The sequence below is a fragment of the Comamonas sp. NLF-1-9 genome, assembly GCF_019195435.1.
Lineage (GTDB): Bacteria > Pseudomonadota > Gammaproteobacteria > Burkholderiales > Burkholderiaceae_C > Comamonas_C.
The window spans coordinates 2,649,660-2,673,048 of record NZ_CP078069.1 but is presented as its reverse complement, the minus strand read 5'-3'; the positions used below and the strand labels follow the sequence as shown (position 1 = coordinate 2,673,048).

The 23,389-nt window shown below is 68.5% G+C and carries 27 protein-coding genes; all 27 read left to right on the top strand.

All coding sequences use genetic code 11. The annotated features are described in order from the left end of the window. Positions 1-16: 16 nt before the first annotated feature. Positions 17-1,780, top strand: a complete 1,764-nt coding sequence (locus tag KUD94_RS12845; protein ID WP_218237583.1) for a DDE-type integrase/transposase/recombinase — start codon at positions 17-19, stop codon at positions 1,778-1,780. Between the two features lie 125 nt (positions 1,781-1,905). Further along, positions 1,906-2,799, top strand: coding sequence for an ExeA family protein (locus KUD94_RS12840; protein WP_218237582.1), 894 nt, complete (start codon positions 1,906-1,908; stop codon positions 2,797-2,799). A 3-nt stretch (positions 2,800-2,802) separates the two neighbouring features. Continuing rightward, positions 2,803-2,976: a hypothetical protein gene (locus KUD94_RS12835; RefSeq protein WP_218237581.1), complete on the top strand. Its 174-nt coding sequence runs from the start codon at positions 2,803-2,805 to the stop codon at positions 2,974-2,976. After that, positions 2,973-3,374: a hypothetical protein gene (locus KUD94_RS12830; RefSeq protein ID WP_218237580.1), complete on the top strand. Its 402-nt coding sequence runs from the start codon at positions 2,973-2,975 to the stop codon at positions 3,372-3,374. Before KUD94_RS12835 ends, KUD94_RS12830 begins: the two co-directional genes overlap by 4 nt. After that, positions 3,371-3,997 carry a hypothetical protein gene (locus KUD94_RS12825; RefSeq protein WP_218237579.1) on the top strand — a complete coding sequence of 209 codons (627 nt, stop codon included), beginning with the start codon at positions 3,371-3,373 and terminating at the stop codon, positions 3,995-3,997. The genes KUD94_RS12830 and KUD94_RS12825 overlap by 4 nt, the downstream gene beginning before the upstream one ends. Continuing rightward, complete coding sequence (locus KUD94_RS12820; RefSeq protein WP_218237578.1) at positions 3,994-4,545, top strand: hypothetical protein; 552 nt, start codon at positions 3,994-3,996, stop codon at positions 4,543-4,545. Before KUD94_RS12825 ends, KUD94_RS12820 begins: the two co-directional genes overlap by 4 nt. Positions 4,546-4,970: 425 nt before the next feature. Then, complete coding sequence (locus tag KUD94_RS12815; RefSeq protein ID WP_218237577.1) at positions 4,971-5,288, top strand: hypothetical protein; 318 nt, start codon at positions 4,971-4,973, stop codon at positions 5,286-5,288. A 1-nt stretch (position 5,289) separates the two neighbouring features. Next, on the top strand, positions 5,290-5,550 hold the full coding sequence (locus tag KUD94_RS12810) for a hypothetical protein (RefSeq protein ID WP_218237576.1): 261 nt from the start codon (positions 5,290-5,292) through the stop codon (positions 5,548-5,550). Between the two features lie 4 nt (positions 5,551-5,554). Continuing rightward, the gene (locus tag KUD94_RS12805) at positions 5,555-5,962 is read left to right on the top strand and encodes a regulatory protein GemA (protein WP_218237575.1); all 408 of its coding nucleotides are present in this window, start codon (positions 5,555-5,557) and stop codon (positions 5,960-5,962) included. Between the two features lie 4 nt (positions 5,963-5,966). Then, a complete protein-coding gene (locus KUD94_RS12800) occupies positions 5,967-6,419 on the top strand; it encodes a Mor transcription activator family protein (RefSeq protein ID WP_218237574.1) in 453 nt (150 codons plus the stop codon). Positions 6,420-6,477: 58 nt separating this feature from the next. After that, positions 6,478-7,548: a hypothetical protein gene (locus tag KUD94_RS12795; protein WP_255568830.1), complete on the top strand. Its 1,071-nt coding sequence runs from the start codon at positions 6,478-6,480 to the stop codon at positions 7,546-7,548. 34 nt (positions 7,549-7,582) lie between these two features. Continuing rightward, on the top strand, positions 7,583-8,551 hold the full coding sequence (locus tag KUD94_RS12790; RefSeq protein ID WP_218237572.1) for a hypothetical protein: 969 nt from the start codon (positions 7,583-7,585) through the stop codon (positions 8,549-8,551). Positions 8,552-8,573: 22 nt separating this feature from the next. Continuing rightward, positions 8,574-8,960 (top strand): capsid cement protein, encoded by a 387-nt coding sequence (locus KUD94_RS12785; RefSeq protein ID WP_218237571.1) that lies wholly within the window; start codon positions 8,574-8,576, stop codon positions 8,958-8,960. A gap of 19 nt (positions 8,961-8,979) precedes the next feature. After that, positions 8,980-9,477 (top strand): gp436 family protein, encoded by a 498-nt coding sequence (locus KUD94_RS12780; protein ID WP_218237570.1) that lies wholly within the window; start codon positions 8,980-8,982, stop codon positions 9,475-9,477. An 85-nt stretch (positions 9,478-9,562) separates the two neighbouring features. Further along, positions 9,563-10,036 (top strand): hypothetical protein, encoded by a 474-nt coding sequence (locus KUD94_RS12775; RefSeq protein WP_218237569.1) that lies wholly within the window; start codon positions 9,563-9,565, stop codon positions 10,034-10,036. A gap of 24 nt (positions 10,037-10,060) precedes the next feature. Beyond that, on the top strand, positions 10,061-11,077 hold the full coding sequence (locus KUD94_RS12770) for a hypothetical protein (RefSeq protein ID WP_218237568.1): 1,017 nt from the start codon (positions 10,061-10,063) through the stop codon (positions 11,075-11,077). A 167-nt stretch (positions 11,078-11,244) separates the two neighbouring features. Continuing rightward, complete coding sequence (locus KUD94_RS12765; protein ID WP_218237567.1) at positions 11,245-13,959, top strand: tape measure protein; 2,715 nt, start codon at positions 11,245-11,247, stop codon at positions 13,957-13,959. A gap of 1 nt (position 13,960) precedes the next feature. Beyond that, a complete protein-coding gene (locus KUD94_RS12760) occupies positions 13,961-14,377 on the top strand; it encodes a hypothetical protein (RefSeq protein WP_218237566.1) in 417 nt (138 codons plus the stop codon). 7 nt (positions 14,378-14,384) lie between these two features. Next, positions 14,385-16,085: a hypothetical protein gene (locus KUD94_RS12755; RefSeq protein WP_218237565.1), complete on the top strand. Its 1,701-nt coding sequence runs from the start codon at positions 14,385-14,387 to the stop codon at positions 16,083-16,085. Between the two features lie 11 nt (positions 16,086-16,096). After that, positions 16,097-18,010 (top strand): hypothetical protein, encoded by a 1,914-nt coding sequence (locus tag KUD94_RS12750; protein WP_218237564.1) that lies wholly within the window; start codon positions 16,097-16,099, stop codon positions 18,008-18,010. A gap of 21 nt (positions 18,011-18,031) precedes the next feature. Continuing rightward, the gene (locus tag KUD94_RS12745; protein WP_218237563.1) at positions 18,032-19,180 is read left to right on the top strand and encodes a hypothetical protein; all 1,149 of its coding nucleotides are present in this window, start codon (positions 18,032-18,034) and stop codon (positions 19,178-19,180) included. Then, complete coding sequence (locus KUD94_RS12740) at positions 19,171-19,515, top strand: hypothetical protein (RefSeq protein ID WP_218237562.1); 345 nt, start codon at positions 19,171-19,173, stop codon at positions 19,513-19,515. The genes KUD94_RS12745 and KUD94_RS12740 overlap by 10 nt, the downstream gene beginning before the upstream one ends. 4 nt (positions 19,516-19,519) lie before the next feature. Further along, positions 19,520-19,951 carry a hypothetical protein gene (locus KUD94_RS12735; protein WP_218237561.1) on the top strand — a complete coding sequence of 144 codons (432 nt, stop codon included), beginning with the start codon at positions 19,520-19,522 and terminating at the stop codon, positions 19,949-19,951. Between the two features lie 7 nt (positions 19,952-19,958). Continuing rightward, positions 19,959-21,968 carry a hypothetical protein gene (locus KUD94_RS12730; RefSeq protein ID WP_218237560.1) on the top strand — a complete coding sequence of 670 codons (2,010 nt, stop codon included), beginning with the start codon at positions 19,959-19,961 and terminating at the stop codon, positions 21,966-21,968. Next, entirely contained in the window at positions 21,961-22,185 is a 225-nt protein-coding gene (locus KUD94_RS12725) for a hypothetical protein (protein WP_218237559.1), read from the top strand. Before KUD94_RS12730 ends, KUD94_RS12725 begins: the two co-directional genes overlap by 8 nt. Positions 22,186-22,343: 158 nt before the next feature. After that, positions 22,344-22,541 carry a Com family DNA-binding transcriptional regulator gene (locus KUD94_RS12720; protein ID WP_218237558.1) on the top strand — a complete coding sequence of 66 codons (198 nt, stop codon included), beginning with the start codon at positions 22,344-22,346 and terminating at the stop codon, positions 22,539-22,541. Then, complete coding sequence (locus KUD94_RS12715; protein WP_218237557.1) at positions 22,513-23,352, top strand: DNA adenine methylase; 840 nt, start codon at positions 22,513-22,515, stop codon at positions 23,350-23,352. Before KUD94_RS12720 ends, KUD94_RS12715 begins: the two co-directional genes overlap by 29 nt. Positions 23,353-23,389: the final 37 nt, after the last annotated feature.

Genomic DNA, 23,389 nt, shown 5'->3' with positions numbered 1-23,389 from the left:
CCCCACGCCGCCCGACATGGCCCTGAACCCCGCCCTCGTGCCCGCGCTGGTTGAAGTCAGCCAGCGCGCCGCCGCCGCGCCGCCCGGCGGCAAGGGCGCCGTCTACGCCAGCGCCTGCGCCCAGCTCGCGTGCAGCCTGCCCACGCTGCACCGCTGGCTGGCCGAGGTGCGCGTGGCCCCGCAGCGCAAGCAGCGTGCCGACGCCGGCCGCAGCGCGCTCACCCGTGAAGAAGCGCTCACCCTCAGCGCCTTCTTGCAGCTGAGCCACCGCAAAACCGGCAAGCGCCTGATGTCCATCGGCGAGGCGCTGGAAATCCTGCGCGCCAATGGCGAGCTGCGCGCCCAGCGGCTCGACCCCGCCACCGGCGAGCTGCTGCCCCTGTCCGCCAGCGCCGTGGCGCGCAGCTTGCGCGCCCACGGCCTGCACCCCGACCAGATCAACCGCCCGGCGCCGGCGGTAGAGCTCAAAAGCCTGCACCCCAACCACGTCTGGCAGATCGACGCCAGCCTGTGCGTGTTGTACTACCTGCACGCAGCCAACCACCGCGAGGCCGGCCTGCAGGTCATGGAGCGCGAGCGCTTCTACAAGAACAAGCCCGCCAACCTGAAGCGCATCGAGGCCGACCGCGTCTGGAGCTACGAGCGCACCGACCACTACAGCGGCTCCATCGCCGTGCACTACGTCATGGGCGCGGAGAGCGGCAAGAACCTGGCCGACAGCTTCATCCACTTCATCCAGCCGCGCCCGGGTGACCCCTGCCACGGCGTGCCGCGCATCCTCATGATGGACATGGGCAGCGCCAACACCAGCGGCCTGTTTGGCAACCTGGCGCGCCGCCTGGGCGTGCAGCTCATCGCCCACGCGCCGGGCAACGCGCGCGCCACCGGCCAGGTCGAGCAGGCGCGCAACCTCATCGAGCGCAGCTTTGAAAGCGGCTTGCGCTTTCGGCCCGTGGCAGACCTCGACGAGCTCAACCAACAAGCCGAGCGCTGGGCCGCCTGGTTCAACGCCGAGCGCGAGCACACGCGCCACCGCACAAGCCGCAGCGACTGCTGGCGCACCATCACCGCTGAGCAGCTGCGCACCGCCCCCGCGCCCGAGGTTTGCCAGCGCCTGCTCACCCACACGCCCGAGGCCCGCAAGGTCAGCGTCACCCTCACCGTAAGCTTCGCCGGGCAGGAATACGACGTGCGCCAAGTCCCTGGCGTGATGGTGGGCGAGAGCCTGCAAGTGACCTGGGGCGTGTACCAGCAAGACGCTTGCACCATCGTCACCAAAGACGCCGACGGCCACGAAAGCCTGATCGACGCCCCGCTGGTGGCGCGCGACGCCGGCGGCTTTCGCCTGGACGCCAACACCATCGGCGAAGACTGGGCGCGGCCAGCCGACACGCAGCTTGAGACGCACCGCAAGGAGCTGCTGCGCCACGCCTACCAGGCGAGCAGCGACGAAGCCGCCGAAGCCGCACACAAGGCGCGCGCGGTGCCCTTTGGCGGGCGCATCGACCCGGGCAAGCGCATCGACCTTGCGCCCGAGCGCACCTGGCTGCCGCTGCGCGGCACCGCCGTGCAGCCCGGCGCCAGCGCCCCCGTGCGCGCCGCGCGCGTGCTCACCCACTTTGAGGCCGCCGCCTGGCTCACCGCGGGCGGCGTGCCGCCCACGCCAGAGCGCCACGCCAGCGTGCGCGCCTGGCACCCCGAGGGCGTGCCCGAAGACCAGCTCGACGCGCTCAAGGCGCGCCTGCTCACCAAGGCCACGCTGCGCGTGGTCGCATCCTGAAAGGAGACCCAGCCATGCCCGCCGCCCAGCGGCTACCCCGCAAAGAAAAGGCCCCGAGCGCGCCAACGCCCGAGGCCGGTCCCCAAGAAGCCGAATCCCAAAACCCAACCACTGAGGATGAGCCCATGTTACTGCAATTCACTCCCATCACCTTGGAAGCGCGCAAGGCCTTCGGCCTGCCGCGAAGCCCCTTCGTCAATGACGTGGAAAGCCGCGACGACGTGTTTCAGAGCGCCGCCACCCGCTACGCCCGCGCCGCGCTGCTGGACGCCGCACGGCACCACGGCTTCATCGGCTTGGTGGGCGAGAGCGGCGCGGGCAAGACCACGCTGATGGACGAGCTCGAACAGCGCCTGATCGACGAAGGCCGCGACGTGCTCATCATCAAGCCCTACGTGCTGGGCATGGAAGCGAGCGACGCCAAGGGCAAGACGCTGCGCGCCACGCACATTGCCGAGGCCATCGCCTACGCGCTGGACCCGGGTCTGAAGATCAAGAGCAGCCCGCAGGCCCGGTTCGACCAGCTCGCGCAGCTGCTCAAGGCCAGCCGGCGCGCCGGGCGCAGACACCTCTTGGTGATCGACGAGGCGCACTGCATGCCCACGGCCACCGTCAAGCACCTCAAGCGCTTCATCGAGCTGCGCGACGGCTTTCAGCGCCTGCTGGGCGTGGCCCTGGTGGCCCAGCCCGAGCTGCGCCACCTGCTGCACAGCCAGAACCCGGAAGTGCGCGAGGTGATGCAGCGCATCGAGCTGGTGGAGCTGCAGCCGCTGGACGCCGAGCTCGAAACCTACCTGGAGCACAAGTTCAAGCGCTTCGACCTCAAGCTCGATCAAGTCTTTGCGCCCGACGCCTTCGACGCCATCCGCGCCCGCCTGATCTACACCCCGCGCGGCAGCAAGAGCGGCATCAGCACCTGCTACCCGCTGGCCGTGCACAACCTTGTCAGCCGGGCGATGAACGCAGCCGCTGCCGCAGGCTGGCCCAAGGTGGATGCGCAATGCGTGGCGGGGTGCTGAACCATGAACGCCGCCACCACCATGCGCCCCTATCTCATCCGCGTGACGCTGGCCAGCGGCCAACGCCTGCGCTTTCCCGGCCTGTTTGCCGACGGCTGCGAGGCCGTGCTGCAAACCCTGGCCGACTGGCCCGGCGCCCGCGCCGTGGCCGCCATCTGCCTGCGGAGGCCTGCATGAACACCCAGCAACTGCGTACCTGCGATGAAGCGGGCCTGTGCATTCAGCGCCCCGGCCCCGGCTGCACCTGCCAGATGGCGCGTGCCCTGCTGCCCCTGATGGAGCAGGCGCGCGACTTCACGCGGCTGGCCCGCGCCCATGCCCAGGGCCCCGCTTCACTCCCTCCCCCGCTGGAGGATGGCCCCGCTTTACTCCCTCCCCCGCTGGGGGAGGGCCGGGGTGGGGGCCAGCACACCCCCACGCTCCCCCACGCCCGCCAGCTCTGGGCCGTGCCCGAGGTGCCGCGCGCCACCCAGCTGCACAACATGCGCGCCTGGCGCCGGGCGGTGCGCCAGCTGGGCCCGCGCTGGCTGCTGGCCACGCCCGTGGCGCGCCTGCCTCAGGAGCCGCGCGCATGAGCGACCTTGCCTGCCCCACCTGCGGCGCCGAGCTCGACCTGATGACGCTCTTCGCCCACGAGGCCGACCAGCGCGCACTCTCGCGCCTGGCCGCCGTCAGCATTCCCCTGGGTGCAAGGGTCTTGCAGTACGTGCAACTGTTTCAGCCCGCGCGCCAGCGCCTGACCGCGCGCAAGAAGATCAAGCTGCTGCTGGAGCTGCTGCCCGACCTGGAGCGGCGCGCCATCACCCACAAGGGGCGCGACTGGAGCGCACCCTTGAATGCCTGGGCCGACGCCATAGACCAGATGCTGGCCGCGCGCGACGCCGGCGCCCTGGAGCTGCCCATGAAGGGCCACGGCTACCTGCACGCCATTCTGGCGCGCATGGCCGACAAGCATGAGGCCGCAGCCGAGGCTGAGCGCGAAGCCACCCGCAAGAGTGCCCGCGCCGCCCATGTCAAGGGCGCCGCCGTGACCGTGCTGGACGTTGTGCCCGGCCTGGTGCCCCTGCCTTCACCAGCGCCCACCACGCCCGCCGGCACCAGCCCCACCGTGCGCGCCATGAAAGCCGCCATCGCGCGCCAGCGCGGTGCATCCGCCACCCCCACCGATCCCGCTGCCAACCAAGGAGAGAGCCAATGACTACCCAACTGGAGCTGATGAACCACGCGCAAAAGCTCGCCACCTGCCGCGAGCAGCTCGCCGATGTCTTGCGTGCGCTGCATGGCGACGTGGAAACCCTCAGGCAGCAATCCATGCCCGCCGTGCGCCAGGCGGCGCGGCGCGTGGCCGCCGAGCACAACCGCCTGAAGGAACTCATCGAGGGCAACCGCCCCCTGTTCGAGCGCCCGCGCACCCAGGTGGTGGCGGGCCTGAAATACGGCCTGCAAAAATCCAAGGGCAAGATGAGCTGGGCGCAAGATGCGCAGCTCATTGCCCGCATCGACAAACTGATTGCCGAAGGCGAGCTCAGCGCCGAGCACCGCGCGCTGCTGGTGGCCACCACCGAGCGCCCGGTAGCCAAGGCGCTGGAGCAGCTCGACGCGCGCACCTTGAAGCGCCTGGGCGTCACGGTATCGGCCGACTGCGACGAGGTGCTGATCAAGAGCGTGGACGGCGAGGTGGAAAAAGCCGTGGCCGCCGTGCTCAAGGACTTGACCAAGGGCGACGCGCTGGAGGCCGCCGCGTGAGCCGCCCGCCCAACGCCTTCGAGCTGGCGCACCCGGCTTCACCCCTTCCCCCGCTGCGGGAAGGCAAGGGCGGGGGCCAGCGCCCCGCCCGGGCGCGCCGCGTCAACCTCGCCCCGCGTGCGGGCAGCTTTCACATCACCAACGCCGAGAAAAGCCGCGCGCAGGCGCTCAGAACCGAGCAAATCCGCCGCGGCACGATCAGCGTGCGCCATGCGCCGGTTTTGCCCCCTCGCCCCCTGGGAGACGGTGGGGGTGAGGGCGCAACGCCCGCCAATGGCGCAGGGATCAATTTGCCGATACCTGCAAGCGCCGCAGCCGGGGCTGCACATGCCACGGCACCCTTGGCGTCATTGAACGCGCCAGAGGGCCGTAAAACGGCTCCGGCAGATTTGCGTGCGTTCGCCACTGCAACCCCGTTGCGCGCGGTGGCGCACGTGCTGGGTGTCTCCTACCGAACTGCGCGGCGCATCCGCGACGGCTATTGGCCGTTGGACGAGCGCAGTTTGCTCGCCGCCTGGGACGCCTACCGTGGCCGCTTGAGCCCCCAGCAAAGCGGCTGGTTCCTGCGCCGCGTGCAAGCCGGCGGGTGCATCCATCACGCAGGCGGCGTGTGGAGTGCGCCCACGCTTGCCGGGCGCGACGGGCAAACCCTTGCCGTTGCTCGTGTGAACGCCAGCACGCTGCTGGCGCAAACGCTGGAGCTGCCCAGCATGCGCTTCGTGCTCACTTGCCTGCAGGTCTGACATGGCGGAACTGGACCACACCGAATTCGGCCTCTACCAGCGTTGCCGCCAATGCCGCGAATGGCTGCCGATGGATACGGGCTTCTTCACCCGTGTGCGCCGTGGTCTGCGTCGCGGCGAGATCTCCGACCTGTGCCGCGTGTGCGCTCCCGGCCCGGACAGCCTGAGTCGCACGCGCAGCGCCCGCCGCCCGCCGGTGCGCATCTGCCGCGCCAGCGACTACATAGCCGCCCTCATTGGCGGCCCCACTGCCTGGAGGTAAAGCCATGGCCCGCCACCTTGCCGCCATCCACGTGCTCAAGCACAAGCTCGCCATGAGCGACGACGACTACCGTGCGTTGCTGCTGCACCTGACGGGGTACAGCAGCGCCAAGGCCCTGAGCGCCAGCGAACAGGCACGGGTGCGCCGCCACCTGCAAAAACTGGCCGAACCCGCCCAGGCCACCACGCCCGACCGCGCCGTCTGGGACGCCACACCCATGGAGCGCAAGGTCTGGGCGCTGTGGAAGCAGCTCGGGCGCGACGGCATCATTGCCGACACCTCCGCGCCCGCCTTGCGCGCCTGGATCAAGCGCCAAAACGGCATGGAGGATCTGCGCTTTTGCGACTGGCCCCAGCTCAGCCGCCTGATCGAAGCGCTCAAACGCTGGCAGCAGCGCGGGCAGGAGGGCTGACGCCATGACGACGGTGCAAGACGACACCCTCAAAGACCCCGGCGCGCTGCTGGCCGAGCGCCCCGAGCTGGCCGAGCTCTCCAGCGCGCAGCTGGCGCCGCTGGAAAACCGCACCCAGGCCTGGCCCGACTCCTGGCGCGAGCTGGCGCGCTCGCTCTACATCAGCCTGGTGTTCGGCGCCCAGGGCCTGGAGGATGATGCGGGCGCGCAACTGGCCTGCGAGCTGGTGCTGGGCATCGCTGCCGACCTGGGCGGCGGGCAGCTGTACATCAACCAGGGCGCGGACATTCAGAGAAGCGCCATGGCCGCGCGCGTGATTGCGCTGCTGGCGCAGCATCGGCAAGACTACGTGGCCGTGGCGCGCCTGGTGGGCATCACCGACCGGCACGTGCGCCGCATCGAGGCGCGCTGGCTGCGCGCCGAACGCGCCCGGCGCCAGCGCGAGCTGCCGTTGTAGTGAATCACTGACCGCCGTCATTTGATACTGGCGGCCCGCGGGCACGACGATGCCCGCCATGGCATCACCTGAGCCCCCCAACAAGAGCGCCGGCGCGTCCGAGCTGCTGCCCGGCGGCATCGAAATCTTTCGCGCCGGCACGCACCGCGACGACGCCGGGCGCAGCCACACTTTCACCCGCGCGCAACTGCAAGAGATTGCCGACAGCTACAACCGCGAGCTGCGCGAGGCACCGCTCACCGTAGGCCACCCGCGCGACAACCTGCCCGCCTACGGCTGGGTGGCGCGCGTGTACGTCAATGAGCGCGGCAACCTGGCCATAGACCCCGCGCAGGTGGACGTGCAGTTTGCCGAGATGGTCAAGGCCGGGCGCTTCAAGAAGAGGAGCGCCAGCCTCTACCCGCCCGACGCACCGCACAACCCCACGCCTGGCAAGTGGTACCTGCGCCACGTCGCGTTTTTGGGCGCGCAGCCGCCGGCGGTGGCGGGCCTCAAGGACATCGGCTTTGCCGAATACGGCGCCCTGGACGAGGCGCTGAACTTTTCCCAACCCGCGGGCGAGCCCGCACCCGTGCAACCACCCGAGGAGTCCCCCATGAGTGAGCAAGAGAAGGCCGAGCTGGAGAAGCTGCGCGCCGACAACAAGGCACTGGCTGAGGCCAATGCCGCCGCCGAGGCCAAGGCCAAGGCCGCGCAAGACGCGGCGGATGCCGCTGCCGCGCAGGTGCAGAGCTACGCCGAGCAAGCCGCCACCCAGCGGCGCGCAGGCTTTGCCAGCTTTGCCGAAGCCGAGATCAAAGCCGGGCGTCTGCTGCCCAAAGACAAGGCGCTGGCCATTGCCACGCTGGAGGCCGTGGCCACCACCGCGCAGCCCGTCTCGTTTGCCGAAGGCGACACCACCACCCAGGTCACCGCCATGCAAATGTGCGCCTGGCTGCAGGGCCAGATGAGCAGCCGCACCGCGGCCGTGAACTTTGGCGAGCAGGCAGGCGCCAGCGGCGCCGGCGCGTTTGATGCGCGCGGCAAGGGCGACGCCGAGATCGACCAGGCGGCGCGCCAGTACCAGCGCGAGCACCCCAGCGTGAGCTACGCCGAGGCCATGGGCCACGTGCTCAACCTGGGCGCCTGAGCCACACCCTTCATATATAGAGGAGCACCCACCCATGACCCCCAATCAAGTGCGCATGGCCAACCCCATTCTGGGCAACCTGATGCTGGCCGGCGCCGTGCAATCGCCCATGGCGGCGCAGGCGCTGTTTCCGCGCCTGCCCGCGGCGCTGCGCGGCTTTCAGCTGGCAAGTCTTGGCGACGCGGCCACCCGCGCCTACAACACCCGCCGCGCCCCGGGCGCGGCCACCAAGCAGGTCAAGATCAGCTGGCAGGGCCAGACCTATACGGTCGCGCAGCACGCCATCGACGTGCCCATCCCGCGCGAGCTGATCCAGGAGGCCGACGAAGCCCGGCGCCTGAACGTGGGCGCCAACGTCGCCATCAGCCAGATCGCGGTCAACACCGCGCTGCAGATCCTGAACCTGGACTACGAGCTCGAAGCCGCGGCCATTGCCACGGATGCCACGCCCTACGCCAGCAACACGCGCACCTACGACAACACCACCGGCAAATACAAGTGGAGCCATGCCAGCGGTACGCCGGTGAGCGACATTGCCGCCGCGGCCAACACCATCCGCTCGGGCACCGGGCGCAGGCCCAACACCCTGCTGGTCTCGGCCGTGGCCTTCGGCGCGCTGCAGCTCAACAAGGAGGTGCAGAGCTACCTGACGGGCGCGGGCGGCGTCAAGGGCCCGGCCACCATGGAGCAGCTCAAGGCCATCCTCAAGGTGAACAACATCGTCGTGGGTGAAGCCATCTGGACCAATGAAGCCGGCGCCACCGCCGACGTGTGGGGCAACAACGCCATCTTGGCCTATGTGCCGCCCATCGGCCCCGAGGGCACGGGCCTGGCGCTGGGCGAGCCGGCCTACGGCTTCACCAGCTGGATGGACGGGCACCCCATGGTGGAGACGCCCTATTACCAGCGCGAGACCAAGAGCTGGATCTACGGCGCCACGTTTGAGCGCACGCCCACGCTGGTGCGCGCCGGCGCTGGTTTCCTGTTCAAAAACCCGAACTGATTTATCCAGGAGCACCCCCGACATGGCATCGCAAAACAACCCCGGCCGCCAGTTTGACAAAACGCACGCCACCACCGTGGTGGCGCAGGCGGACATTGCCGCCCACCGCTTCGTCACCTACGAAGGCAAGCAGGCCGTTGCCACCACGGCGGCCGCCGTCAACTTCGTGCAAGGCATCAGCGAGGAGGCGGCCAAGAGCGGCGAAGCGCTGAGCGTGGTCACCGCCTACAGCTACCTGGTGGAGGCCGCTGCCAACAACATTGCCCTTGGCGACTACCTCAAGCCCGACGCCAACGGCAAGGCCGTGGTGGGCGACGCCACGCACCACTGCGCCCGGGCGCTGGGCACCACCAGCGCCGCCGGCGACCTGGTGGAAGTGCAAATTCTGCCGCACGTCAACGCCAGCTGAGCGCTGCCTGAACGCCGCCATGAACTACGCCAGCGTGCAAGACCTGATCGACCGCTTTGGCGAGCCGGAGCTCATCCAGCTCACCGACCCGCTCGAACAGGCCAGCGTGCAGCAAGGGCGCGCGCAGCGTGCGCTCGATGATGCGCATGCGCTGGCCGATGGCCTGCTCTCGCGGGTGTACGTGCTGCCGCTGGCCGGCTGCGCCAAGCCCGCGCCCGAGCCCGGCAACCCGCAGGCCGTGCAGCTGGTGGCGCCGCCCCAGCTCACGCGCATCGTGTGCGACATCGCGCGCTACTACCTGTATGACGACGTGGCGCCCGACAACGCCGTGGCCCAGCGCTACAAGCAGGCCCGCGCCGAGCTGGACCTGATCGCCGCAGGCGACGCCACGCTCACCTGCCCCTGGGGAGGCGAGCCCGGCGAGCGCCTGCAGACCGGCAAGCTCGGCGAGGGCGAGTCGCTCTTTCAGTTCTATCCGCGCAGCGTGGCCGACGACGTGAGCGGAGGCTACCGATGAGCACCGCGCCGTGTACTGCATTTCTTCTCCCTCTCCCGCTGGGAGAGGGCGGGGGTGAGGGCCAGCGCCCGCACGAGGCACGCCCATGAGCACGCTCCTCACCCTTGAAGAAGTCAACGACTTCTCCCGCCTGGAAGCCGCCATCGTTGACCTGCTCAAGGCGGCGGTGGCGGGCCTCACCCCGGCGGTGCAGGTACTCACCGCGGCCGATCTGGCGAGCGTGAAAGAGGCTGCGCAGTACACCCCGGCGCTGCACGTCATCAGCGACGGTTTCACGCCGCAGAGCGAGGCCGACCCGCGCCTGCTGCGCCTGGCGCACCGCTTCTACGTCATTGCCGCCGTGCGCAACGTGGCCACGCAAAAAAGCGGGCGTGCCGCGCGCCGCGACGCCGGGCCGCTGCTGGCGCGCGCCATGGCCGCGCTGCTGGGCGAAAAGCTGCCCGGCACCACCCGGCCACTGGCGGCCATGCGCGCCCCCGGCGGTGAATACCGCGCGGGCTTCTTCTACCTGCCCTCGGCCTGGCAGGCCGAGACCGTGTTTCGCAAACCGCAGAGCTGATCTGCACCCCAAGGAGCCATCCCCATGCCCGCCACCGACATCATCAAGAAGATCTACCGCCCCAGCATGCAGGTGGGCCAGGTCTATGCCCGCCCCTACGGCAGCGCCCAGGCGCTGGCCGAAATCGGCAACGTGCTGGAGCTCACGCTGGAGCACAGCGAAGACGTCAAGACCCAAATGGACATGACCAAGATGGGCGGCGGCGTGCACGCCGAGGTGCGCCGCGTGCAAGAGGTCAACCTCAGCATGAAGCTGGCCGACCTGAACATCACCAACCTCATGCGCGCCACCTACGGCAGCACTACCGCGGTGGATGCAGGCGTGGTGGTGGAGCCCGAAATCTTCGAACACGTGCACCTGGGCAGCCTGTTGATGCTGGCGCACAAGGTGCCTGCCAACGTGGTGGTCACCCAGTACGACGGCACGCCCACCACCGAGGAAGACGAAAAGCATGAACACGTGAACGCAGGCAGCACCATCGCCTTGGCGCATGGCAACCCCAGCGCCGTCTCGGTCAAGATCGGGTCCTCTCTGGTCGGCGCCACGCCTTTGGTTGCCACGGGCAACTACAGCGTCACGGCCACCGGCATCGAAATCGAGCAAAGCCCGGCGGACAGCATCAACGACGCCACGCTGTGGATCACCTACACCTGGCCTGCCCCGGCCGTGGTGCCTGCCGAAGGCAACTACGTGGTGCGCCCCGAGGGCATCTACATCGTGCCCGACGCGCAGGACATTGCCGACGACGCCACACTGCAGATCACCTACAGCTATGCCGACCAGGTACGCATCGAAGCGCTGACCACCAAGGCGGTGGAACTCGAGCTCGTCTTCGGCGGCCTGAACGAGGCCGACGGCGGCAGCCCCTGCGTGCTGGAGGTGTTTCGCTGCAGCCAGTCGATTGCCAAGCAGCTGAGCTTCATCCAGGACAACTTCGGCGCGCTGGACGTGAGCGGCAGCGTACTCAAGGACGCCAATCGCGTGGGCATGGGCCTGTCGCAGTACTACCGCCAGACCGTAGCCGCCGCACCCGCCGTCTGACTGCTTGACACCCTCCCCCTCTGGGGGAGCTGCCCTCTTCACACCCTCCCCCTCTGGGGGAGGGCAGGGGTGGGGGCATCCCCCCGCATCCGGCGGCCCTCGCCACACCCCAACTCCTGACCCCCGTCATTTAGCCTTGCTGCCCGCTGCCGGCCACCATGGCGGCCATGGCAGACAGAGAGCTTGAACTACGCATCCGCGCCGACGCCGAGCAGGCGCGCGCCGGGGTGCAGGCCACGGCTGGCGCCGTCGATGAGCTCTCGGGCAAGACCCAGCAGGCCGGCCAAAACGCGCAAGAGGCCGCGGGCAAGCTGGGCAGCATGGGCCAAAGCGCCGCTGGGCTGGAGCAGGCGGGTAGCGCCACCAGCGGCTTTGCCCGCGCCACCGAGGCCTTGCGCGACCGCTGGCGCGAAACCTCGTCCACGCTCAAGGACTTCACCATCGGCAGTGCGCTCGGGCAAGGCCTGATCGGGCTGTTCGAAGGCCTGATCAGCAAGGCCCGTGAGCTGGGCGCGGCCTTCGTCCGTGCCAATGCCGACATCGACACCCTGCGCACCGGCCTGACTGGCATCTACAAGGACGGCCAGGTGGCCGAGCAGCAGATCGGCCAGTTGCGCACCGTGGCCGCCGACGCCGGCCTGTCGCTCAAGAGCGTGGGCGACATGTGGCTGGAATTTTCCGGCAAGGCCACCGCGGCCAACATCCCGCTGCGCCAGCAAAACGAGCTCTTCGGCGCCCTGGTGCGCTCGGGCGAGCCGCTGGGCATGAGCCAGCAGCGGATCGCCCGCGCGGTGGACGCGCTGGGCAAGATGGCCAGCACCGGCACCGTCTCGCTGGCGCAGATGCAAAAGCAGCTGGGCGATGCACTGCCGGGCGCGCTCAAGCTGGCCGCCGACGGCATGGGCATCACCGAGCTGCAGCTGCAAAAGCTTTTGCAGACGGGGCAAATCACGGCCGATCAGGTCTTCCCGGCGCTGACCGCGCAGCTCGCGCCCATGGCGCAGGAAAACACCAGCCTGGCCGCCACCTGGGAGCGTCTGAAGGGCGCGCTGCAGCACGCCATGGTGGCGGCGGGCGACTCCGGGGCCATTACCGCACTCACCGGGGCGGTGAAGATCCTCGCTGGCGCGCTCGGCCTGGTGGTAACGCCCCTGGTGGCGCTCACCAGCGGGCTGTACAGCTTTGGCCAGGTGGCACTGGCCACGGGCTCCATCATCGCCACGCTGGCGGACCGCTCGCTCACCTGGGCGCAAAAGCAGTCCGAGATGAAGACGACGGTGAACGCCCTCACCGATGCGCTGCGCGACAACATGCAGCGCGTGACGGACACCGGCGCCGCCTTCGCCAAGGCCGCAGGCCTGGGCGACGGCTATGCCGCCAGCCAGGACAAGGCGGCCAGCGCCACCACTGCCGCAGGCAATGCTGCAGCCAATGCCGCGGCGGGCTACCAGATTGTCAACGAATTCATGGCCCAGGGCATTGCCCTGGCGGAAAAGCAATTGCAGGCCGCGAAGGCCCGCGGTGAAGCGGCCATTGCCCAAGCCAAGCAACTGGGCGACGAAGAGGCCCTGCGCAAAGCCGTGGCCAAGGCCGCACAGGACCAGGCCGACGCCACCGCCGCCCTGGCGCAAAAACGCACCGAAGAAGTCGCCGCGCTGCGCGAGGAGCTCAAGCAGCGCGGCGCCGCACTGCAGGCCAGCGGCAAGGCCACCGACCAGCAGCGCGAAGAGCTCAAGGCCCTGCAGGAGCTGATCGAGGTCAAGCAGATCGAGGCCGACAAGACCACAGCCCAAGCCGTGGCAGCCCAGGCCAATGCCCGCGCCAAGAGCGAAGAGGTGCAGGCCGCACGTGCCCAGGTCGATGCCGAACGTGCCAGCGCCATCGCCAAGAAGGGCAATGCCGACGCCGCCATCAGCTTGCTGCAGACGCAGAGCAGGCTGGCGGGCCAGGCGGTGGAGATGGCCCGCTTGATGGGTGATGAGCGGGGCGCGCGCCAGGCGCGCATCCTGCAATTGCAGATCGAGATCAAGATCACCGAAGCCAAGGCCGCCGCCATGCGCGAAGAAGCCAAGGGCACCATTGCGGTGGCACAGGCGCAGCTGGAGGCCATGCGCATCTCGGGCGAGGTCAACAAGGTCAAAGAGGCCGAGCTGCAGGCCAGCATCAAGGTGGCACAGGCCAAGATCAAGGAAGCCTCGGCCATGCGCGAGAGCACCGAACTGATCTATCAGGCCATCACCAACCTCACGCACTACGGCAACGAAGCCGGCGCAGCTGCCGCCAAGAGCGAGGCCGCCACCGGAAGAATGTCCAAGGGCTGGCGTGACGTGCGCGACAGCATCGACTGGGCTACGGAGTCCCTATCCAAATATGCGGTAGCACAGAACGAAGTCGCCAGAAACGTCGAGCGCGTGGGCATGGGTTTTCGCAACAAAGACGGCATGACGAGCGACGCATCGGGCAACGTGCAGACCCAAGGCGTCTGGTCTCGCGCCCTGATCATCGACTACCTCAAGCAAGCGGGGCTCAACGAGCTGCTCGCCGAGGACCTTGCTCGGCAATTCGTGGACTCGACGGGCAAAGTACCGTATCTCGCGTCCGCCGGGCAGATGAAATGGGGCGGCCGCGGCAGCACGCTCAGCGGTGCGCTGGGCAAGATGGTGGACTACTACAAGTACGGCGACGGCAAGGCCGAAGCGGCTAACCGCATCGCCTTCCTGGAGCAGTCACAAGGCGCCAGCGGTGGCGGCGGCAACACCTACGTGAGCAACGTCACCATCGATGGCACCCGCTCGCAGCTGAAATTTGCCGACGCCGACAGCCAGCGCCAGGCCGAGGCGCTGCTGCGCCGCCTGGCGCAAGACAAATCGAGGGCCGCCTGAGATGGCCATCACACTGAGCTACACCGCCGGCGGCAGCGCCCCCAGCACGCTCACCCTGTCCGAGCGCCTGCTGTGGGTGGATGAGCACACTTGGCAGGCGCCGCAGATGCAGCTGGACTACGGCACGCTGGGCGACCTGATGGTGCACGTGCGCGCCCGCCAGGCGGGGCGCCCCATCACCCTGGACGGGCGCGAAAGCGCCGCCTGGACGCCGCGCGCGCAGATCCTGCAACTGGCCGCCTGGGCGGCCATCCCCGGCGCGCAGTTCACCCTGCACATCCGCGGGCAAGACCACACCGTGATGTGGGACCACACGCAGCCGCCCGCGCTCGATGCCACGCCCCTGTGGCAGATCGCGGACGCGGAGATCGACGCCGACACCGTGCATCTGCCGACTCTCAGGTTCATCGAGATTTAAACCCGCCATGACCATCCTCTCCAACGACATCAAGATCCGCGCCAGCAAAGTAATGGCTGACGTGCCAGAAGGCGGCGGCGGCCCATCGGGCGCCACCATCGCCTGGGGCCAGAGCAATACTTTGTTTGACGACGTCGACACCGTCAGCCGCACAATCGGCAACGTCAGCATCCGCCAGGCGTTTTTGCATGTGGATACCGACAACACCGACCGGCTGCTGGGCGCCTACGCCATGGTCGCCAAGCTGCCCGCCGACCCCAACGTGTCCGTCACGCTGGCGTCTTGCGCGCCCTTTGCGCGGCGCAGCCAGATCAGCGAGGCGATCGCCAACTACCTGATTCGCGGTGTGCCCTGGAACGGCCTCTTGATGGGCAACCACGTGCAGGGCCAGGCCAGCTTGCAGCTCATGGGCCGCCCGGGCGTGGCGCTCAAGCCCACCGTGGGGCGCACGCTGGCCATCGTGAGCGGCGAAGGCACGCCGCAAGAGGCCACCGAATGGGTGCGCGTGATCAAGGTCGAGAGCGAGGTGCGCACCTTCAGCGACGACAAGGGCGACTACCCGGTGCAGGTGGTCTCCTGCGAGCTGGCCAGCGGCCTCACGCGGGGCCTCACCGGCACCGACCCCAACCGCTACTTTGCCGCGCGCACCAACCCGGCCGCGGCCGTGGTGCGCGACACCACCGTCGCCGACGCCGCCAACTACTACGGCGCCGCAGCCACCAGCGCCATCGCCGCCCTGGGCGCGTACAAGGCCAAGGTCACCAGCGTCTATGGGCAGCTGGTGCCATCCAGCGCCACGCAAGTGCCCGCGCTCGATCAAACCCCCGCCTCGCGGCGCACTGTCACGCTGGCCACCAGCCCGCGCCTGGTGGAGGTAGCCGCCACGCCTCACGCCAGGCGCATCCTCATCGGGCAGGAAAACCGGGGGCTGAGCTATGTGTTCACGCTCTCGCCCCTGCCCGAGCCGGGCACGCTCACCCTCACCTGGGTGGGCCTGGGCAATCGCCAGACGGCACAGGACGACGGCAGCGGCACCTTCACTGGTCGGGCGGCGGGCGTGGTCAACTACCTCACCGGCTCGGCGGCCGTCACGCTGCCCAGCCTGCCCGACGCGGGCAGCGCGCTGGTGCTGCAATGGGGCGAGCGCGTGGCCTACACCAACCGCAGCAGCCAGGGCGCGCAGGTGCGCCCGCCAGAGTTTTCTTTCATGCTCGAGGGCGCGGCCGAGGACGGCAGCGGAGATGAGCAGGTGGTGCGCTCCAGCCTATCGCTGGCCTACACCAGCGGGGGCACCGTCTACACGATCACCGACGACGGCAGCGGCAACCTCGTGGGCGATGGCGCCGGCGTGATCGACTATCCGAGCCGCAGCGTGATCGTGCGCCCGACCTACATGCCCGATGCGGGCGCGCAGTTCGATATTGATTACGAGCTCGACGCGGTGGTCACCGACATCATCACGCCCAGCGCGCCCGATGGCGGCGGCTTCATCAGCTTCGCGCTCTCGCAGCAGCCCGCCGCCGGCACGCTGGCGGTGCAGTGGGCCGTAGCAAGCCTGGTGAGCACCACCAGCGGCGCCAGCGACAGCACCACGGCCGCAAGCAAGAGCGCGGGCGTCACCTACACGATCAAGAGCGTGCCCGAGTATTACGAGCCCGCTGCCACCAGCGGCATGGGCTCGGTCAACTGGCCGCGATCGGCTTATTGAGGAGCGCACACATGGCCATCAAATACGTCGAGCGTCCCTTCGCCGTCACCAAATCCAGCGGCGGCAGCGTCTCCATGACGCAGGAGAGCGGTACCACAAACGACCATCGCATCGTCACCGCCCGCACCGTCATGGACGATGGTGCAGGCGCTTTCCCCGGCGGCTGGGGCACGGTGTCCTACGCCAGCAAGTCCGTCAATCTGAAGGTGGTCACATTCGACCGCAGCGCCAGCACATACAAGGCCGACCACGAAGACGCGCGCGAATTTTCCACCGCCGTCGCTGACGGCAGCGGCTCCAGCGGCGGCAACAGCGCCAAGGGCGGCAGCTACGGCAGCACCACGGTCGGCGAGGAAGTTTTTGCGGGTTCGAGCATCGTGGCCACCTACCGCACCGGCGCGGGCACGCCCACCGCCAAGAGCATGAGCTACACGCCGGCGCTTGTCAGCATCGACCTGTGTCCCTACACCGTCGATCGCATCGTGCCGGGCAGCGTGCGCTTTGTCTGGATGGGCACCACGTATGAGGATGCCGACGGCGTGCTCTACCGGGGCCGCAGCGACGCCAGCCCCGGCATCATCAGCGGCCGTGTGGATTACGCATCGGGCCATGCCTTGATGAGCGACTACGTCGTCGGCCCCAACCCGGGCAGCATCACGCTGCTCAGCCTGTGGACCAGCAAGGGCGAGTGGCGCACGGCAAGCGCGTTTTTCATGACAGACGCGAGCCCCATCCAGCCCGGGCAGATCACCATCACCTGCCTGGACGTTGCGGGCAACCAGATCGAGGTGACCTGCGCGCTCGATGGCACCCTGAGCGGGCCCCACGCCACGGGCAAATTCGAGTTCCAGAACGGCCTGGCGCAGTTGCAGTTTGGTGATTTCGTGCTCGACAGCAGCCTGAGCGTGGAAGACAAGCAGGAGTGGTGGTACGACCCGGCCGATGTGGGTGCGGTGGAGCCGCTCAAGATCTGGCGCCCTTGGCCTATCGACCCCGCCAGCCTGCGCTACAACGCGGTCAGCAACCTCTACCTGCCGGTCGATCCGGAAATTCTGGGCCTGAACCCCACCCGCCTGCCGCAGGATGGCCGCGTGCCCATCTTCGCCAAAGGCCGCATGGTCTGCATCGGGCACAACGCGCAGATTGCGCCCACCACCTACGCCAATTCCGACGTGATCGACTGCGGGCGCACGCGCCTGTCGCACGTCTGGCTGATCGACGCCAATGGCGAGCTGATCAACGAAGGCTTCACCGCCACCGAGGCAGACCTTGACGCAGGCCGGGTGCACGTCACCGACGTGAGCGGCTGGGCGCAGCCCGTGACGGTGGAGCACCGCATCCAGGACATGCGCCTGTGCACAGATGTGCAGATCGATGGCACGGTGGCCTTCAACTTCCCCCTCAGCCACGATTTCCCGGAGGGCAGCGTGGTCAGTAGCGTGCTGCTTTTTGGCACCAAGTTCGCCCGCGTGGCCAGCGTCTTCGACCAGCAAAGCTGGGATGGCGTCACCTGGGCGGACAACGTCGACGGCAACCCGGCGGTGGCCAGCTATAACGACGCCGCCTACCCCATAGCGGTGACCAACGCCGGCGCGCTTACCGAGCGCTACGCGCTCAAATTCAAGGCCGACGCCACCACGTTCGACCTGATCGGCGAATTCTCCGGCGGGCTCGGGCAGGGCAGCAAGAACGTGGATTTTTCCCCCGGCAATCCGTTCAGCCTGAGCACCCCCTTGTTCGAGCTGGCCGCCGCCGGCTGGGGCAATGGCTGGGTGGCGGGCAACACCGTGTTTGTGCGCCTGGAGGCGGCCATGTCCTCCATGGCCGTCATCCGCACCGTGCAGCCCAGCGTGGCTGCGGGCACGGACTACTCCTTTGACCTGCTGGCCGGTGGCGACGTAGACCGCCCGCCAAGCGCACCCTGAAGCACCGGGAGATGACCCACCATGACCCTTGATACCAGCGTCAAACGCATCCACGAATCCATGCGCGGCGCGCCCACGCTCAAACGCGCCGCGGGCACCGGCGTCGGCCTGCTCGATGCCTTCCTTGTCGACGGCTGGGGCCTGGCGACTGCCACCAGCGCCAGCGTCTCGGGCGGCGTCTGCACCATCGCCATGGGCGTCGGCAACGAGTTTGAAGAGCACTGCGTGGTGCTCGTCGCCGGCGCCACGCCCGGCGCGCTCAATGGCGAGCACCGGCTCACGCAGGGCGGCGCCAACATCCAGTTCGAGACCACCGCGCCCGACGGCGCAGCCAGCGGCACCATCACCGTCAAATACGCCCCGCTGGGCTGGGAGAAGGTGTACACCGCCACCAACAAGCGCGTGTACCGCAGCCAGGACGTGGCGGGCAACCGCCGTTACCTGCGCGTGAACGACACCGCCGCCAACTACATGCGCGTGTACGGCTACAACGCCATGACCGCCATCGAAACCGGCACCGGCAACTTCGGCAACGGCCTGTACTGGCACAAGGCAACCTCAGACGCCAGCACCGCGGAACCGCAGCGCTACGACTGCTTTGGCGATGCGCGCCTGTTCTTCTTTGCGCCATGCTCCTATGCGCAATATTTTGGCGCTGGCTACGAGATATCGCAGCCGTGGTGCTTTGGCGAGCCGCTGACGCTCAAAACCTCCGGCGACGCATGGAACACATTGATGACGGGCGACACCAGCTCGGCGATCAATGGCTACGGCGCGGTAGGCTACGTTTACGACGGCAATGGCTTTTACGCCGAGCGCGTGGCTGCAGGCACTGGCAGCGCGGTGCAGGTGCGCGCTGCGTCTTTGTTCGGCAGCTATGTCTCCGGCGAAGTTGGCTCAAATTACGTGTTTGGTGACTATCCCGACGCCATCAATGGCAAGCTGCGAGTAACTCCGATATACGTCACCAATTCGATCGCCGACATGTCGCTGCGCGCCACTATGCCCGGCGCCTTGTATGTGGCGCATACCGGCATGCAATCCTCAGCCGTCTTCACACCGCGCGATACCGTGCCCGGCGAAGGCGGGCGCCGCCTGATGCACTTGTTTCTTGGCGTGACATATAAAACCGGCGCCATCTTCTTTGACATCACGGGACCATGGCGATGACACATCACAGCAGCGTAGTGGTAGAGCTTGTGGGCGCGCTGGCGCAACCCGGCGACGGGCGCTTTGCCGCTGACACGCGCGGCACCATCGCCAGCAACAACCGCGTGATGGTCAAGGCCGGCGCCGATGCCCCCGAGGCACCAATGGCCGGCGCGCGCGTGCGCCTGCACCGGCTGGCCGATGGCTTTTTCGCATGGCAGGGCTACAGCGACGCCGACGGCTACTACCACGCCAGCGGGTTGGAAGTGGGCGAGGCCTACATCCCCGTCGCCATAGACCTTGCCGGCACCTACGAATGCGTGGCCAGCGGGCCTGTGACGGCCACCAAGGCATAAAGCGATGGCCACCCTGAGCATGACCCAGGCCCACCGCGCGGCGCGCAACGCGGCCAGCATCACCCTGGCCGATACCGGCGCGGGCGTGGCCAGCATCAAGCTCTACACGGCCGAGGGCGGCACGCTGCTGGCCACGCGAGCGCTGGCCAAGCCCTGCGGCGCGGTGCGCCTGGCGGACGGGCGCATAGAGCTGGCGCAGGCCGTGGATGACGACCTGGTGCTGGCCGATGGCGGGGCGGGCTGGGGCGAGTGGTGCGACGCTGGCGGCAGCGCCATTGCATCAGGCCATGTGACGGATGCGGATGGCAACACCACCAGCGCCGGCTCCACCGCGGCCAACCCGCTGGGCGTGGGCGCCTTCGTGCTCAGCGGCACCACAGGCACCCAGCTCTACGCGGGTGGCATCGTGCGCATCACCACGGCCTTGATCGGGTAGGGCGCATGTGGCTGACGGCAAACTCACTTTCGCACGCACCACGGACAGCGCCGATGCGGGCGAACTGCACCTGGGCGAGTGGGGCGGAGCGCAGCCCACGCTGCAAAACGGCCTGCTGTTTCGCAATCCGGCGAGCGGCAATGCCAAGCTGGTTTTTGGCTACACCGTTGACCCAGGCGCTGCTGACGTTCCGGATGCCGAATTCGGCATCGATGCTGACCTTGACTCAGATGCGGCTGCCAGCATCACGCTGGCCGTTATCACGGCGCTGGGCATTGATGCCACTTTCGACGACGAAATGCCCGCCACCATCAGCCTGGCGTGGGATGCCAACGTCAGCCGCAGCCTGCTTGCCCGGGTCGCGCCCGCATGGCAAGAGGCCGCGCCCTGCACACCGCTGCTGCGCAGCCATTGGCAAGACGCTGGTGCGCTCTCTGTGGCCCGCGCCGTGCACTGGCAGCGCGCCGCAGCGCTGGCTGGCAGCGCCCGCATGCACTGGCAGGCAAGCCTTGGCCTGCAGGCTGGCACACGCGCCGCATGGCAGCTGGGGCGGGGCATTACCGCAGACCTGCGCGCCGCGTTTGAAGAGGCCCGATCCCTGCGCGCCGGTGCTCGTCCGCACTGGCAGAGAGGCCTCGTGCAATCCATTGCGCCGCGCATCGGGTTTCAGCAAATGCTGGCACTCACTGCGCCAGCGCGCGTTCACTGGCAGCGCGCCACGCCTCTGCTGCCATGGTGGGCACTGCGCAACGCGCCCGCGCTGCGCGTGCCCACCGCCTGGCGCCCCCATTGGCAAGAGGCCTGGCTGGCGCGCCCCGGCGGCACGCCGCGCCCGCCGCCGCCACAGCCACCCGGCAAACTCGTCTGCTACGACCCGGCGCGCCTGGGCCTGCTGGTGTTTCGCCAGCCGGCGGGCACGGAGCGGCATGGCACGCTGTTTTTCATCTGCACCAAATCGGGCGGCGGCCCCGGCCCGCAGCCCGACGCCCCCATCGTCGTCGCCCGCCGCCGGAGCTACATCGTGATCAACAGCATCGAGGTGCGCCGCGTCGATACAGACCAGCTCCTGCCCGCGCTCGACCAGGGTCTATCGATGCAGCTTGATCGTGGTTCGTGGACATGGGGCTTTACCGTGTCCTTTCACGCAAGCGCGTTGCCGCTGTTGCAACCCGCGCCAGACGGCACGCCCGTGGCCCTGCTGCTCACGGTCAACGGCCAGCCCTTTCGCATGGTGGTCGAATCCATCGCGCGCTCGGTGCGCTTCCCCGCCGCCCATCTCACCGTGCGCGGGCGCGGCCGCGCGGCGCTGCTCGATGCCCCCTACGCCGCCACGCGCAGCTTCGGCCACCTGCTGGACCGCACTGCTCAGCAGCTCATGGAGGAGGCCCTCACCATCAACGGCGTGCCCATCGGCTGGAGCCTGGACTGGCAGATCGATGACTGGCTGATCCCCGCCGCCACCTGGGCGCACCAGGGCACCTGGATCAGCGCCGTCACCGACATTGCGGCGGCCGTCGGTGCCTACGTGCAGCCGCACGACACCGACGAGGTGCTGCGCATCCTGCCCGCCTGGCCTGCCCCCATCTGGAGCCTGCCCGACGCCACGCCCGACATCGAGCTGCCCCCCGGCATCGCCACGGTCGAGGAAACGGAGTGGATCACCCAGCCCGACTACGACGCTCTATATATGCACGGCGAGCCCGGCACCAGCCTGTACTACCGCAAGCGCGCCGGCACGGCGGGCGACAGCCTCGCCCCCATGGCCGTGCACCCGCTGCTGGTGCATGCCGACGCCGCCCGCCAGCGGGCGCTGGCCGAGCTGTCGGAGACTGGCCGCCAGGTCGAGCACACGCTGCAGACCATGGTGCTGCCCGAGACCGGCATCATCAAGCCCGGCACATTGCTGCGCTACACCGATGACAGTGCCGTCGCCCGCGTGGGCATCACTCGCGCCGTGAGCGTGGCCATGAGCGGCCCCACGTTGACCCAGACGATCAAGGTGCAAGCCCATGCCTGACAACCTGTTTGCCAAGTGGCGCGCCGTCTTCGCGCCCGGCCCCCTGCAGGTGGGTGAGGTCACCGCCTACCAGGACGGCGTGGCCACTGTGCAGCTACCCGGCGGCGGCCTGCTGCACGCGCGCGGCAGCACCACCCTGGGCGCCCACGTCTTCGTGCGCGATGGCCTGATCGAAGGGCCCGCACCGGATCTGCCACTGGATAGCGCGGAGGTGTAGCCGCACGAAAAAAAGACGGGCGACTGCCGAGGTGTTAGAGCACCGCCGACAGCCCCTTTCCTGCAGAACATGCCTGCAAGTCCGGCCAGGGCCCGCCACTCTCGCGAGAGCGGGGCCAGCCTATCAGCAATTGTCGCTGGTGAAAGAGGCTTGCACTCATGGAAAACGATGATTCGATCCGCTGCGGCGCATGTCACCGCAAACTGGCAGAGGGACAATACCTGCGCCTGTCGATCAAGTGCCCGCGTTGCGGCACGATCAACCACTTGAGGGCCACGCGCCCCACACCCGAGCGCCATCGAGCGTCCAATCCACGAAGGACGTCCGATGAAGACCTACCCCATTCCCCTGCGTGATGGCGAGAAAACCCGCCGTGCCGTGCTGCGCTACCTGGGCGGCAAATGGCGCCTGGCACCCTGGGTGATCGCGCACCTGCCGCCCCACCGCATTTACGTCGAGCCCTTCGGCGGCGCCGCCAGCGTGCTGTTGCGCAAGCCCCGCAGCCCGGTGGAGGTCTACAACGACCTGGACGAGGAGATCGTCGGCATCTTCACAGTGATCCAGGACCCGGCCCAGTGCCAGGCGCTGATGCGCCGCCTGCGCCACGTGCCGTATGCCCGCGTGGCCTTCGAGCAAGCGTTCACGCCCAGCCGCGACCCCGTGGTACGCGCACAGCGAGCCATCACACGGGCCTATCTGGCGTTTCACCATGGCTCGCTGTTCGACCTGCGCAAGCACACCTTTGCCGACGCCCGCCACCGCACCGGCCATGCCAAGTCGCACGAATGGCCAACCTACCCGCGCATCCTGCCCTTCGTGCGTCGGCGGTTGGAGGGCGTGGTCATCGAGCGGCGCGATGCGCTGGAGGTGATCCGCGCCCAGGACACGGCCGAGACGCTGTTCTACGTCGATCCACCCTACGTGCCCGGCACGCGCAGCGACACCAGCTACCGCTGTGAACTGACCGAGGCGCGCCATGTCGAGCTGCTCGAGCGTCTGCGTGCGTGCAAGGGTCTGGTGGTGCTCTCAGGCTACCCCTCGGCCCTGTACGAGCGCCTGCTGCCAGATTGGCAACGCATCGAGCACCCAGCCCGCGCCGCAGGCAGCGCCCGGCCACGAACGGAGGTGCTTTGGCTGTCACCCCGCACAGCCGCGGCGCTCAAATAAGATCATGCTTTCCGTGTCTGCAATTTCGTTGCCGACA

What these genes read in the sequence shown, in the direction of transcription:
- KUD94_RS12845 (WP_218237583.1), top strand. Translation starts at nt 17, where the DNA reads ATGGCCCTGAACCCCGCCCTCGTGCCCGCGCTGGTTGAAGTCAGCCAG.
- KUD94_RS12820 (WP_218237578.1), top strand. Translation starts at nt 3,994, where the DNA reads ATGACTACCCAACTGGAGCTGATGAACCACGCGCAAAAGCTCGCCACC.
- KUD94_RS12775 (WP_218237569.1), top strand. Translation starts at nt 9,563, where the DNA reads ATGAGCACGCTCCTCACCCTTGAAGAAGTCAACGACTTCTCCCGCCTG.
- KUD94_RS12800 (WP_218237574.1), top strand. Translation starts at nt 5,967, where the DNA reads ATGACGACGGTGCAAGACGACACCCTCAAAGACCCCGGCGCGCTGCTG.
- KUD94_RS12735 (WP_218237561.1), top strand. Translation starts at nt 19,520, where the DNA reads ATGGCCACCCTGAGCATGACCCAGGCCCACCGCGCGGCGCGCAACGCG.
- KUD94_RS12835 (WP_218237581.1), top strand. Translation starts at nt 2,803, where the DNA reads ATGAACGCCGCCACCACCATGCGCCCCTATCTCATCCGCGTGACGCTG.
- KUD94_RS12840 (WP_218237582.1), top strand. Translation starts at nt 1,906, where the DNA reads ATGTTACTGCAATTCACTCCCATCACCTTGGAAGCGCGCAAGGCCTTC.
- KUD94_RS12740 (WP_218237562.1), top strand. Translation starts at nt 19,171, where the DNA reads ATGGCGATGACACATCACAGCAGCGTAGTGGTAGAGCTTGTGGGCGCG.
- KUD94_RS12785 (WP_218237571.1), top strand. Translation starts at nt 8,574, where the DNA reads ATGGCATCGCAAAACAACCCCGGCCGCCAGTTTGACAAAACGCACGCC.
- KUD94_RS12790 (WP_218237572.1), top strand. Translation starts at nt 7,583, where the DNA reads ATGACCCCCAATCAAGTGCGCATGGCCAACCCCATTCTGGGCAACCTG.
- KUD94_RS12765 (WP_218237567.1), top strand. Translation starts at nt 11,245, where the DNA reads ATGGCAGACAGAGAGCTTGAACTACGCATCCGCGCCGACGCCGAGCAG.
- KUD94_RS12805 (WP_218237575.1), top strand. Translation starts at nt 5,555, where the DNA reads ATGGCCCGCCACCTTGCCGCCATCCACGTGCTCAAGCACAAGCTCGCC.
- KUD94_RS12750 (WP_218237564.1), top strand. Translation starts at nt 16,097, where the DNA reads ATGGCCATCAAATACGTCGAGCGTCCCTTCGCCGTCACCAAATCCAGC.
- KUD94_RS12760 (WP_218237566.1), top strand. Translation starts at nt 13,961, where the DNA reads ATGGCCATCACACTGAGCTACACCGCCGGCGGCAGCGCCCCCAGCACG.
- KUD94_RS12770 (WP_218237568.1), top strand. Translation starts at nt 10,061, where the DNA reads ATGCCCGCCACCGACATCATCAAGAAGATCTACCGCCCCAGCATGCAG.
- KUD94_RS12715 (WP_218237557.1), top strand. Translation starts at nt 22,513, where the DNA reads ATGAAGACCTACCCCATTCCCCTGCGTGATGGCGAGAAAACCCGCCGT.
- KUD94_RS12780 (WP_218237570.1), top strand. Translation starts at nt 8,980, where the DNA reads ATGAACTACGCCAGCGTGCAAGACCTGATCGACCGCTTTGGCGAGCCG.
- KUD94_RS12720 (WP_218237558.1), top strand. Translation starts at nt 22,344, where the DNA reads ATGGAAAACGATGATTCGATCCGCTGCGGCGCATGTCACCGCAAACTG.
- KUD94_RS12725 (WP_218237559.1), top strand. Translation starts at nt 21,961, where the DNA reads ATGCCTGACAACCTGTTTGCCAAGTGGCGCGCCGTCTTCGCGCCCGGC.
- KUD94_RS12745 (WP_218237563.1), top strand. Translation starts at nt 18,032, where the DNA reads ATGACCCTTGATACCAGCGTCAAACGCATCCACGAATCCATGCGCGGC.
- KUD94_RS12795 (WP_255568830.1), top strand. Translation starts at nt 6,478, where the DNA reads ATGGCATCACCTGAGCCCCCCAACAAGAGCGCCGGCGCGTCCGAGCTG.
- KUD94_RS12755 (WP_218237565.1), top strand. Translation starts at nt 14,385, where the DNA reads ATGACCATCCTCTCCAACGACATCAAGATCCGCGCCAGCAAAGTAATG.
- KUD94_RS12825 (WP_218237579.1), top strand. Translation starts at nt 3,371, where the DNA reads ATGAGCGACCTTGCCTGCCCCACCTGCGGCGCCGAGCTCGACCTGATG.
- KUD94_RS12830 (WP_218237580.1), top strand. Translation starts at nt 2,973, where the DNA reads ATGAACACCCAGCAACTGCGTACCTGCGATGAAGCGGGCCTGTGCATT.
- KUD94_RS12810 (WP_218237576.1), top strand. Translation starts at nt 5,290, where the DNA reads ATGGCGGAACTGGACCACACCGAATTCGGCCTCTACCAGCGTTGCCGC.